The 12,917-nt window shown below is 35.9% G+C and carries 6 protein-coding genes; all 6 read right to left on the bottom strand.

Annotation, left to right across the window (positions count from 1 at the left end):
* Window positions 1-10 precede the first annotated feature (10 nt).
* The 6 genes from IIF7_RS01355 to IIF7_RS01330 all read right to left on the bottom strand — a co-directional run bounded on the left by IIF7_RS01355 (window position 11) and on the right by IIF7_RS01330 (window position 12,917).
* Entirely contained in the window at window positions 11-1,444 is a 1,434-nt protein-coding gene (locus tag IIF7_RS01355) for a pectate lyase family protein (RefSeq protein WP_217806670.1), read from the bottom strand.
* A gap of 57 nt (window positions 1,445-1,501) precedes the next feature.
* Entirely contained in the window at window positions 1,502-3,184 is a 1,683-nt protein-coding gene (locus IIF7_RS01350; RefSeq protein WP_245801471.1) for a DUF4957 domain-containing protein, read from the bottom strand.
* A complete protein-coding gene (locus IIF7_RS01345) occupies window positions 3,174-4,982 on the bottom strand; it encodes a RagB/SusD family nutrient uptake outer membrane protein (protein WP_084839864.1) in 1,809 nt (602 codons plus the stop codon). Before IIF7_RS01345 ends, IIF7_RS01350 begins: the two co-directional genes overlap by 11 nt.
* Before the next feature lie 10 nt (window positions 4,983-4,992).
* The gene (locus IIF7_RS01340) at window positions 4,993-8,298 is read right to left on the bottom strand and encodes a SusC/RagA family TonB-linked outer membrane protein (RefSeq protein ID WP_245801470.1); all 3,306 of its coding nucleotides are present in this window, start codon (window positions 8,296-8,298) and stop codon (window positions 4,993-4,995) included.
* Between the two features lie 352 nt (window positions 8,299-8,650).
* Window positions 8,651-11,257: a glycoside hydrolase family 3 C-terminal domain-containing protein gene (locus tag IIF7_RS01335; RefSeq protein ID WP_084839862.1), complete on the bottom strand. Its 2,607-nt coding sequence runs from the start codon at window positions 11,255-11,257 to the stop codon at window positions 8,651-8,653.
* Between the two features lies 1 nt (window position 11,258).
* Window positions 11,259-12,917, bottom strand: coding sequence for a glycoside hydrolase family 28 protein (locus tag IIF7_RS01330; protein ID WP_084839861.1), 1,659 nt, complete (start codon window positions 12,915-12,917; stop codon window positions 11,259-11,261).

Raw genomic sequence — 12,917 nt, 5'->3', positions numbered from 1 at the left:
TTTCGGTTTATTAGTTAGGGGTTAGGCTATTTAAATATACTTCCAGATTATCGTAACCTGTACTAAGATCGTTATCGTTTGCATCAAAATTCTCAGGATCCAAATTGTTTTCAATTTCCCAATCGTCTGGCATTCCGTCTAAATCTGAATCTTTTAAAGCAGTTCCTTTATCTAGTTCTGGATAGCCACCAACATCACTTTGGGTATCAATTATTCCGTTAGTGCTTCCACGCGATCCAGAATAGGTAAAACTTTTATTTTGTACATCTGCAATTACATGTTCGTCTATATGATCCCTAAAAATGGTATTTCCAGCTTTAGCCAATACAGCTTCATAAGCCTGCTGAGCACTCTGAGTTTCTACATTGTCATTGATAGGATGTGGAGATTCAATCTTCATAGCATTCTTATCTTCTTGGGTTAAACTACCGTATTTACTATGAATTTGATTGTATACTCCAAATTCCCAATTATTCTCACTTGCCCGTGTACTTCCTTCAACAAAATTTCCGTCTATAAAAAACTTGCCCCAAATATTATAAACTTCGGTATCCTCATTAAGATTTTTATCGATGGCTACAATTCGTTCTTTCTTTAAAGTTGCAGGTCCCGGTTTATAATAATTATTTACAATATTAACATTCATTGCTTCACCACCATAAATACTATTGCCCTGCCAATTATAAATTACGTTATTTCGAACATCAACTAAATCTGTCAAAGCAAATGCAGATCCTGCATACTCTCCCAATCTTGGATTTCGGCTATCATGATGGGCTAATAAATTGTGATGAAAACTGGCATTTTTACCTCCCCAAATTCCGCCATAGCCATGCGCTCCTTTTGCGTGAGCCGAATTCCTTAAACTTTCAGCAATAAGACACCATTGTACCGTTGTATTTTCGTTGTTATAAATTGAAACGCACTCGTCTGTAGACCAGCTCATAGAACAATGATCGATAATAATATTTTTGTTGAATCGAGATCCAATAGCATCTCCTTCTACATTATTTAGGTCTCCCATTCTAAATCGTAAAAACCTGATAATTATGTTATCGGCTGCAATACTTACAGGATAACCGGCAATACTAATCCCTTCACCCGGGGCAGTTTGCCCGGCAATGGTAAGATTGGGATTTTCTATTTTTAATTCTGAATTTAAAAAAATTGTCCCACCAGTATTAAATACAATGTATCTGGCGCCAGACTGATTTATGGCATATCGCAAAGTTCCTTTTGAACCATCATCTGATAATTTAGAAACATATATAACCTTACCACCACGACCTCCAGTAGTATTTTTGCCAAAACCCTCGGCAGTAGGAAAAGCAAAAGCTTCTTCCTGAACAGGCTCGTGGCGAACTGGTGATTCCTCATCTTCCTGATTATGATTATCTGAACAGGAAAAAATAAGTGCCGTAAAAAAATATAGAATAATTTTCACAATCTTGGTTTAAAAAAATCAAAGCTGGAATTTTCCAGCTTTGATCATTATTAAAGGCTATAATTCAATTCTCCATCGTGGATCACCAGTATCAAAACGTCCTGAGAATCCTCTATCCTGAAAACTAAAATTGTTTTGCGTGGCTACGTTCATCCAAAGATCGTCCTGTGTTCCATTATAATTGGCAATTGGAAATCCTGGAATTTCACCTCCGCTAAAGAAGAAATTCGCAGTTGAATAGTTGTTTACAATATTGAAATTAGTATTCCCTAATCCCTGGCCAATTCCCTGAATTCCGTAGTTATCACTATCACTGGTATCCCAGCTATGTCCAAAAATCGAATTACTGATTGTAATCCCGTTAGTAACATTATCGTTACCATCACCACCTCTATATCTAAAGAATCGGCCGCCGGTTACAATAAAGTTCGCAAAAGAACAACCGTCTATGGTAATAGACTGTGAGTTGTTTCTAGACTGAATTCCAGTATCGATATAATTAAATGAGCTGTTCAATAAGTTGATCTCCTGCACTGAAGCAGTTGGTGTACCAGATGAAGGATCTGTATCTGTGGTAAAAATTCCGTATCCCCCAATAGTATCTACTATAGAATTGCTTATAGTAAACTCTTCTATCTGTACCGTAGTTCTTATTCTCATAATACCTCTAAAATTAGAAATATGGCATTTTTCGAATAAAACTTCTCCTACATTCACATTGCTTCGGTTTGGATTAAACACGTAATCACCCGTGTAATCTTCTCCTCTAATTTCTAAATCTATAAATCGAACATGATCTATATTCGAGTTGTCATCAATATCCCAGTTCCCTGTGGTATACAACATGGCTTGTTTTTCTCCAAAACCATAGGATGCACGAATAGTTATCGATTTATTCAGGTTTTGTTCCGGGAATTTGTAAACACTTCCTCTTGAAATTAAAACCACTCCACCATCTGGAGCAGATGCTACTGCGTTAGAAACTGCCAGAGAATCTGTAGCGCCTCTAATATCGATTACATTAGCATCATTAGAATTTATATCCATTGGTAAAGTTGTATAATTAACCCAACCCCTTAATTCATCATCGCTATAAAGCGCAATCTGATATTCGGTTTCTGGATCTAAGCCATAGACAATAGCTTCTGTAGAATCTCGTTCCTGTTGGTTTACCGGTCGTTCAGCAAAAAGAGGAGTATTTAGTGATAAATCTTCAGCTGCAAAAACCTGAATGCCCGTAACGGGAGCTCCCGCTGCCGTCCAGGTTACCCTGGCAGCCGTATCGATCACATCAAAGCGACTTGGAACATTAAGTATTGATGGAAATCTTTGGGTTCTTACATTTCCTAAGTCTGAAATTTTACTATCAAATTCAGGATCATCGGCATGGGCTGTTGCTCTAATTTGATATAAGGTATTCCAGTAAAGTTCTTCCCCTATCAAATCCTCATTGATCTCTACATAATTTGTATCTGTTTCTATTGTAAAATCGATAGTAGCAAATGTGTCACGGCTAACTTCTATTGTATAATATTCAGCACTTCGCATATTACCAAGGTTAACAATAATTACGTTACCTTCAGAATATAAATCTTCGTTTAAAACAGGTCTAAAAAGTCTTGTTCTATCAAAAACTTCTTCATCTTTTTCGCAAGCACTAAACATGATTATTCCTACCAGAATAACAAAAATGTTTAATGCATATTTATTTTTGAATCCTCGCATTATATTAAAAACCATAACCATCATTTTTTAAAGTTCCCTGACTATTTTCGATAGCAATTGTAGGTATTGGGAATATATATCTTGCTACCCCCGGGTTTGGCCCGTTGTAGTAATTTTCCCAATCATAAAGTATCCATTCCTGATATTGTGTTTCATCACTATGCAGACTTAGTAAAAACGGAACCTGACTCCATGTATCATCTGGTGGCGCCACAACTTTTCGGTTAGGATTTAAGATTTCAAAATCGCCACTTTCATCTGTTCTCCAATACATATAGATTGGCAAATTTGTGGTTCCGGCAAATGCAGCATCAGCCAGATCTTTTAACTCTTCTACCGTTTCCTGAGTTTTTTCAGCATAAATACCCCAGCGAATTAATTCATATTTTCTAATCATTTCTCCACCAAACTCCCAGGCTCTCTCATCTACAATAGCTTCAAAAAAGCTTTCTTTAGATCCTGAAATTGAACTGATATATTGATCTACTTTCTCTGGCCAGAAAGTATCTTCAAAAGCACGTTGTCTTACTCTTGCCAATGCTTCCTGTGCTGAAGCTGTTGGACCATTCAATTCATTTTCGGCTTCGGCATACATCAATAAAACATCAGAATATCTAAGCATAGGCCAGTTTATCCCTGTACCTTTTGCTGAAGAGGCTCCTGGTGGATTATCCAAAAAGTGTCGGCTCCATTTACCCTGAGAGATATTGGACGGAGAGTTCACAAATTCTTTCTCAAATTGTTGATTTATCTGATATAAACCGCAGGTTACATCCCTTCTAATATCTAAGGTATCAAAAGAAAAATAATAGGTTGGCGGGATTGCCATATAGTTATTCCCAGATCCATAATCGTGAGCTGCCGTTGGGCCTCCCATAACCGTCATCCCAATATTCCAGGCAACATCTCCACTATTTAAAGAAAATGGAACTTCAAATAATATATCACTATTAACAGGTGATATAAACTTTGCCTGATTCATAAAAACCTGTCTAAAATCTGTTGGTAAAGGTCTATCCTTAAGCTCTATCAACTTCTGAGTATAATCCTTTGCAATTTGATAGTAATCCAGATAATCTCCTTCTCTATCCATGCTTAAATCTGGTGTTAAGAAATAACCACCTCTTTGCAGGGATAATCTTGCGATCATTCCTAAAGTATACTCACGGTTTACCTGCTCGATTCCATAAGGCAGCTCGTCTGCCCATTTCATGTATGGCTCGATATCAATTAGATCCTGAATTACTCCTGAAAGTATTTCATTTCTATCTGTTTTTGGTAAATTGAAATCATCTCCAGCAACAGGCGCAGATGTTACATAAGGAATATCTCCAAAATAAAAGATAAGCATGCTGTACCAATACGCTCTTAAAGTATAAGCTTCACCTAATAATTGATAAAAATCGGCCTGCTCGTTTGGATCTGGTGATTCTAAAGAACCACTAGCCTGGATGCTTTCTATAGAAATATTAGCATCTCTAATCGCTCTATAGGCATACGTCCACACAATGTCTAAATCCCTGTTACTTGGTAAAGCATCTAGATCCCAAATTTGATAACGATCACCTTCACTCGTCCAACCAGACGAATGTTCTATATCTGTGTTTCCTGCCATATTATTAGACAATCTGGATCTAAATGCATCCTGATTGAAGTATGAATACACGGCATTTACACCATTTCTGGCATCATCTACGTTAGAATATATATATTGATTATCAAAGGTCGATCTCGATACCGGCTCCATAAAATCATCTGAGCACGAGGTCGCTAATAATCCTAAAAATATGATATGTAAAATTCTATTTTTCATAGTTATTTTTTTAGAAAGTTAAATTAAGTCCCACAGTATAAGATCTGCTTCTAGGAAAAGAAGAATAATCTACCCCGGGAGTTAAATTGTTTCCAGATGTACTTACTTCAGGATCATATCCTGAATAATTGGTCCAAATATGCAGGTTTCTACCACTTGCATAAATTCTAAATTGATTCATCCCAAGTTTAGAGATCAATTTATTAGGTAAGCTGTACCCAAGTGTTAAGTTATTTAATCTTACAAAAGAGCCATCTTCTATTGCCCAGGAATGTACTACTGCGCCTGCTATACCGTGGCTGGCATGAGACCATATATTTTTATCCTGATTTAAGGCTTCTAATTGATCTAGATCTGTAACGATTTCTCCCGGTGTACCAGTTATATCTCCACTGGCATCTATATAAGTGTAGCGATTATCGGTACTCATTGTTTGTAACATGTTACCATAAGTTACACGACGGAATTGATTAAATTGAATCTTCCCGGTGTTATAAACATCATTCCCATATTGAAAGTTGAAAAAGATAGAGGCATCAAAACCTTTCCAGCTGGCATTAAAACCTAAACCTCCCTGAAATTTTGGTAAAGTATTTCCTATCACCTGGCGATCATCTGCATTGATAACTCCATCTCCATTGAGGTCCTTTAGCTTAAGGAATCCAGGACGAATATCTGAATTTCCTACTACCGCACCAGAAGCGGGAACTCCCTCTCTTAGGATGTACTCCTCGGCTACCTCATCGTAACTTTCAAAATCATCTACAGTATAATATCCATCAGTAACATAACCATAAATATCACCAATAGTTCCTCCTAATTTTAGATAATAATCATTGATATTATTTAGATCTGTACTTGCCCAGTTCGATCTAAAAAAGCGCTCGTCTGTTCCATCTAGTTCTTCAATTTTTGCTCTATTCAAACCAAAATTAAAGGTGGTAGAAAAATTGAAGTTTTCGTTTTCTACAATATAAGCATTCAATCCAAGCTCTACACCTCTATTAGAAGTACTTCCTATGTTGTTCCATTGTTCTGAAAACCCTGTGTTGTTTGGAATTGCAGACCTTAAAAGCAGATCTTTTGTAGTATTATAATAAACATCCAAACTTCCGTTTACCTTATTTCTAAACAATCCAAAATCTAAACCTAAGTTTCTATTTATGGTAGTCTCCCAAACTAAATCTGGATTATATAAAACATCACTACTTGGCGTGTAATAAACATTATCCATATTGCCAAAACCAGGACCTCTATTTGTGGTAGCGCTAAATAAAAACTGAGTTGCAGTGGCATCTATCCTATCATTACCTGTCTCACCGTAACTAAGTCTCAGTTTTAAAGAATTAATAGCATCTGAATCTTGTAGCCAATCTTCCTGATCTATCTTCCAGGCAAGTGCTACAGCAGGAAAAACACCAAGACGGTTTTCTTTGGAAAATTTACTGGACTCATCTGCTCTAACAGTTACTGTGGCTAGATATTTACCCATAAATTGATAATCTAATCTACCAAAGAAAGACAGCCTGTTACTTTCTGTAAACTCTCTGGTATATTGATTATCTACTCTACCAAAAGCCATATTTGCAAAAAGCTCTTCAGGAGTGATAGATAGTCTAAAATCTTCAGCTCTAATAAATGATTGATCTCCTCCGCTTGAATAAACCTCGTGCCCTAAAAGCAAATCAAAACTATGATTTTCTAACTCTTTATATTTAAAGTTCAATGTATTTAACCATCGATAAGAAAAGCTCTCGCGATTGTCTTTAAAACCTAATGGTAAACTTCCTCCATTATTAAAAGATTCTCCTGTTAATGGCCCATAGAAGCGTAATTCTTCTCTATAATCTTTAGATCTTGTATAAGTAGTTTTAAAACTAAGATTATCTAAAATATTCCAGTTCACTGCAGCGTTTAAAACATAATCATTTTCTGTTCTCTTTCTCCAGTCTTGTTTGGACAATTCAACCGGACTTATAAGGCTTAATAAAAACTGCTGAAAATCATTATCAGACCCTAATTGATTTAGATCGATATCTAATTCATCTGCCAATCCATTTACCGGTCTTGTTTGTACTGCTTCCTTAATCCCAATCTGTGCATTTCGGGATGTTCCTGCTCCATCAATTTCGGTATCCGTAATACGTGCTGATACATCTAAATCTAATTTATCTTCAACTAATTGCTGATTTAATTTAAAGTTGATCGCAGTTCTTTCGTATCCTGAGCCTAAAAGTAATCCCTCATCGTTATTATTACTAACGCTTAGACGTACCTTTGTTTGCTGAGTTCCTCCACTTACCGTTAAATTATGAAATTGAGTAACTTTAGCATCTCCAAATAATTCATCCTGCCAATCTGTACCATTCATCGATCGATATAAATCGATATCATCATATACTCCAAAATAACGCTCGTAATTTCTAACATCTGCCTCAGATCTTAATTTAGCATATTCATAATTAGCGAAAACGTATTCGTAAGGAGATAAAACTTCATACTTTCTATCCTTAGGTAGGAAATTCCACTGAAAAAAGTTATTATAATCTATAGAAACCCTACCAACAACAGGACTTTTGGTAGTCACAACCACAACTCCGTTTGCTGCCTGAGCACCATAAATTGCAGTAGCTGCCGCATCTTTTAATACGTTAATCGTTTCTATATCATTAGGTGGAATATCGTTTATCCCGCCAACTATAAAACCATCTACAACGTATAAAGGAGAGTTATCCTGGGTAATAGATCCACCGCCACGAACTCTAATATTAATTGCAGCTCCTGGTTCACCATCTGCAGTTTGGACATTCACCCCGGGAAGCCTACCAGCTAAAGCTTCTGCAGCACTGGAAACCGGAATCTTAGCAAATTCTTTGCTCGTCATGGTAGCTACAGATCCCGTCATATCTTCCTTTTTTACATTTCCGTATCCGTAATCTACAATAACCACTTCACCTAATTGATTTAGGTCTTCTTCAAGACTAACATCCAGATTAGTCGCACCATTTAAAGCTTTTTCCAGGTTTTTAAAACCTACGTAAGAAAACATCAGTATGGCATCTGTACTTGAAACTGTAATACTAAAATTACCATCAAAATCTGTTACCGCACCATTTTGCGTACCTTTTTCTAAAACGGTTACTCCCATAAGGGGATCACCTGTTTTAGTATCTTTTACTGTACCTGTTATTTCCTGAGAATAACCAGTAAAAGCAAATAGAACAAAAATCACAAAACTTAAAATTGCGTTCTTATTAAGCTTAAATTTTGCGATTTTAAAATAGGAATTTTTCATCTTATGGTAGTTATATTTCATAAGTAAATTCGTTTTGCAATCGATTACACATTAGTTTAAAAATTTTTCTGATTTCCTTTTTAATCGAAAACTATATCGTTTTCGTAATAAATATTAAAGAATAGTTAATTTGACCACAAGTTTACATAATAGATAGTTAATTATCAAATAATAACACGATATTTTATCAAATTATTTTAAATGTATATTTAACACTAATAATTCAATAAAAAGAATAACCGATTTAGCATTACCAGGGTATAAACTTGATCCAATTATTCTCTTCAATTTTAATTAAAAGAAAAGACTAAAATTATCCCTATGTAGTAAAATTTTAGTCTCTTAAGTTTCTATCTATATTATTTAATCTATTTTAATAATTTACAGGAATATCTTCTCCCTTAATCTTAAAGCGATCTTTTAAAAATTCATTTGATTTCCTTCCAATTTCGGGTAATTTTCCTCCAACGTAGATACTAAACCAGCCTGGTTCTATCACCAATTTATCTTTAGCATTTATTAAAGCTAATTGGCTTGGTTTTATACTTAAATTCACTTGTTTAGTTTCTCCCTTTTTTAGATGAATCCGTTTAAAAGCTGCCAACTGAACTATTGGTCTTGGCGTACTTGCTTTTTCATCTTTAAAATATAACTGAACCACCTCGTCACCATCATAATCTCCCGTATTTGTGACATTCACAGAGAAAGTTAATTCATCATTAATATCAATATTCGTTATTTTAAGGCCTGAATATTTAAAACTGGTATAGCTTAAACCATGCCCAAAAGTGTATAAAGGATCGCCACCAAAATATCTGTAAGTCCTTCCCTCCATATCATAATCTTCAAAATCTGGTAATTGATCTGTAGATTTATAATAGGTTACTGGCAATCTACCTGCCGGATTATAATCGCCAAATAGAACATCAGCAATTGCATTACCTCCTTGCTCCCCGGGATATCCTGCAGTTAGGATTCCGTCTACATTTTCGTTAGCATAATTAATCGATAATGCACTACCGTTAATTAAAACCAGAACTACGGGTTTACCTGTTGCCACAACAGCCTTCATTAAATCCACCTGATTTTTTGGCAAATCTAAGCTTGTACGATCTCCGCGAGAAAAACCTTCAACCTCAACGCTCATTTCTTCACCTTCAAGACGTTCATTTAAACCTAAAGCTAAAACCACAATATCAGATTGCTCGGCTATTTTAACGGCATTGTCTTTAGAACTGCTGTTTGGCCTGCTCCATTTCATACTTGCTTCAGCATTTCCGTATAAATTGCTATATTTTACTGTGATAGGATACTTTTTTCCAGCTTCAAGTTTCATCTCTTTTGGATTCAAAGAAGGATGATGTTTATGTTTTCCGCCTCCAATTGTGTCGCCTATTTTAAAATCTAAATAAGGTTTACCCCAATCGCTAAAATAATAAGTTCCGCTTACAGGAACTTTTATAAAACCTTCCCATTTAACGCTATAATTTTGCAAAGCTAAACGAGGATCGGGCGGATTGATATCCCAAATAAAATCGATATTATCATCGATTCTTGAAAACAATGCTTCTCCTTCCCAATCTTTATTATCGTAATAAAAGGCATCTAAACCCTGCTTTCCTTCGCTATTTTCAAAATAGATGGAAGGTATCGTAGACATACTGGGGATTTCACTGGCAATTGGTGTGCCTTCTTCATAAAGAATCTCCACTTCAGGAGATAATTTATTTTTTATCCCCTGTAAAATGGTCACCGCATTTTTAGGTGTTCCATTATAATTTCCCCACAAGGATTGAACATTATCGGCATTAGGACCAATAACAGCCACTCGATTGATATCTTTTGAAATTGGTAATATTTGATTATCATTTTTTAATAAAACCACACTTTCCCTTGCCGCTTTTCTGGCAAGTGCCTGGTGAGTTGAATTATTTACCTGAGCATAAGGAATCTGTGCGTAAGGCACTTCGGCATTGTTATCAAACATTCCTAATTTAAAGCGTGCCATGAATAATCTTCTTAATGCGATATCGATTTTTTCTTCGGAAATTTCACCTTCTTTTACGGCCTGCTTCAAAGCTTTATAGGTATCTCCGCAATTTAGATCGGTTCCTTTTTCTAATGCTAATGCTGAAGCTGTAGCTGCATTTTTACTGGTCTTATGATCTTCCCAAATATCATTTATCGCCCCGCAATCTGAAACTACATAACCATCAAACTCCCAATAATCTCGTAAAACTTCAAATAGATAAGTATTAGAACTGGCCGGCTCTCCCCAAATTCGGTTATACGCTGTCATTACCGATTGAACATTCCCTTCTTTCACCAAAGTTCTAAATGCCGGCAAATAGGTTTCCCATAAATCACGCTGACTAGGATTTGCATCAAACACATGCCTGGAAACTTCAGGACCGCTATGCACGGCATAATGCTTTGCCGTCGCTACAACTTTAAAATATTTGTCATTATCCCCTTGTAGCCCTTTTACATAATTCATCCCCAACTGACCAGTAAGATAAGGATCTTCGCCATAAGTTTCGTGACCTCTTCCCCATCTTGGATCTCTAAAAATATTAATATTTGGAGACCACATGGTTAATCCCTGGTAAATATCATGCTGATCTCTTCGCTGATATTCGTGGTATTTTGCCCTTGCTTCATCAGAGATAGTAGTGGCGACGTCATAAACCAAATCTTTATTCCAGGAGGCAGCAATACTTATCGATTGCGGAAAAACCGTGGCGTATCCAGCGCGTGCCACTCCGTGTAAACTTTCATTCCACCAGTTGTACTTAGGGATTCCCAATCGTTCTATTGCAGGGGCATCGTTCATTAATTGATCGATCTTTTCGTCTGTACTTAATCGTCCTATTAAATCTTCCACCCGATCTTCAGTAGATAAATTTGAATCCTGAAAAGGGTATTGTGCAAAAATCAGCGATGGTACAAACAGCAAAATGTAGGTTACTTTTCTAAGCATCTTAATTTATTTTTATGATCTGAGATTCCTGAAGGCCTTCCTGTAAGTCGAAGCTTTTGCCAGCTTCATTAAAATTAAGTTCAATTTTAGCTGTTTTTGATCCTGAAATTTGAATAGGTTTTTCAAAATCAGATTGAAAAAATAACTCGCTAAAATCAACATTTTTAGCATTATGTATTTTAATTGGAATTTCTTCAGTAATCAGTTTAACAGAGGTAAAAGTTATCCCGTCTGCATTGATAATTCGCATTCCTTTTTTAGCCTGAATTTTAGAATTTTCAAGCTTTATATTTTCCAGGTTCATTTCAGGAAGTCCCATAAAATATCCTGCAGATTCAGCTTCAATAACCTGAATATTATCCATATAAATATTCTTAAAAGCTGGTGTTTCTATAGAAACTTCAGGATAATCATCCTCGTCCTCTTTAATATTGGTAAGATCTGAGAGATCTGGAGCCTTTCCGCCGTAATATAAATTAAAACGTATGGCATCTGTCGTAATTCCCGTCATGTTGATATTAGAAATATAAATATCCTCGACTACACCGCCACGGCCACGAGTACTTTTAAAACGTAAACCGGTATCGGTTCCTATAAAATTACAATCTGAAATATGTACATTTTTAACACCACCAGACATTTCACTACCAATCACAAAGCCGCCATGCCCGTGATAAACCGTATTATTTTTTATGATCACATTTTGTGTAGGAATACCGCGATCACGACCATCTTTATCTTTCCCAGATTTTACACAAATCGCATCGTCACCAACATCGAAGGTGTTATTATAAACCAACACATTTTTACAGGATTCGATATCCAAACCATCTCCATTTTGCGCATACCAGGGATTCCTAATATTAAGGTTTCTGATAATAATATTTTCGCTCATTAAAGGATGAATATTCCATGCCGGCGAATTTTGAAATGTAGGCCCATCCAACAAAATATTTTTGCAGTTTACAAGACTTACCATTACAGGGCGTAAAAAGGCTTTTACTTCTTTAAGTTCCTCTAAAGAAAAGCTGCTTAAATCTGACTCGCTTCCTTTTAATGCTGATTTTGAAGGATACCAAACCGATTTATTTTCAGATAAAACTCCGCCTGAATTTATCAAATCCTGCCACTGATGATCGGTCATTTTTGCTTTCTTAACCGGTCGCCAAGCCTGGCCATTTCCGTCGATTACACCACTACCGGTAATGGCTATATTTTCAGCATTATTGGCATATATTGGCGAGGTAGATCGTGCTGAATTTAAACCTTCATAACTGGTTTCGATTAAAGGATAATCGTCAAAATCTTTACTGAATAACAAAACGGCTCCGGCTTCAAGATGAAGATTGATTCCGCTTTTTAACTCAATTGGACCTGTTAACCAAATTCCTCTTGGTACAATGATTTTACCGCCACCAACTTCTGTAGCTTTGGCAATGGCTTTTTTAAATGCTGAAGTGTTTTTAAAAATTCCGTCTCCTAAACCTCCAAAATCGGTTATTAGAAAATCCTGATTTTTAATATTAGGAGTGTCCCAATGCTTCATGGGAAAATTAACTCCTTCATAAATTTCTTCTTCAACCTGTTTATCGATCTGGGCGAATGCAAAAGATAAATTCAGTAAAAAAATAGAAATAATACCTAAGACTTTATTTCTCAT

The sequence above is a fragment of the Zunongwangia atlantica 22II14-10F7 genome, assembly GCF_002094855.1.
GTDB classification, from domain to species: Bacteria; Bacteroidota; Bacteroidia; order Flavobacteriales; family Flavobacteriaceae; genus Zunongwangia; species Zunongwangia atlantica.
The sequence above is the reverse complement of the archived record's forward strand: the minus strand, read 5'-3'. Positions and strand labels throughout refer to the sequence as shown.

What these genes read in the sequence shown, in the direction of transcription:
- IIF7_RS01335 (WP_084839862.1), bottom strand. Translation starts at nt 11,257, where the DNA reads ATGCTTAGAAAAGTAACCTACATTTTGCTGTTTGTACCATCGCTGATT.
- IIF7_RS01350 (WP_245801471.1), bottom strand. Translation starts at nt 3,184, where the DNA reads ATGGTTTTTAATATAATGCGAGGATTCAAAAATAAATATGCATTAAAC.
- IIF7_RS01345 (WP_084839864.1), bottom strand. Translation starts at nt 4,982, where the DNA reads ATGAAAAATAGAATTTTACATATCATATTTTTAGGATTATTAGCGACC.
- IIF7_RS01340 (WP_245801470.1), bottom strand. Translation starts at nt 8,298, where the DNA reads ATGAAATATAACTACCATAAGATGAAAAATTCCTATTTTAAAATCGCA.
- IIF7_RS01330 (WP_084839861.1), bottom strand. Translation starts at nt 12,917, where the DNA reads ATGAGAAATAAAGTCTTAGGTATTATTTCTATTTTTTTACTGAATTTA.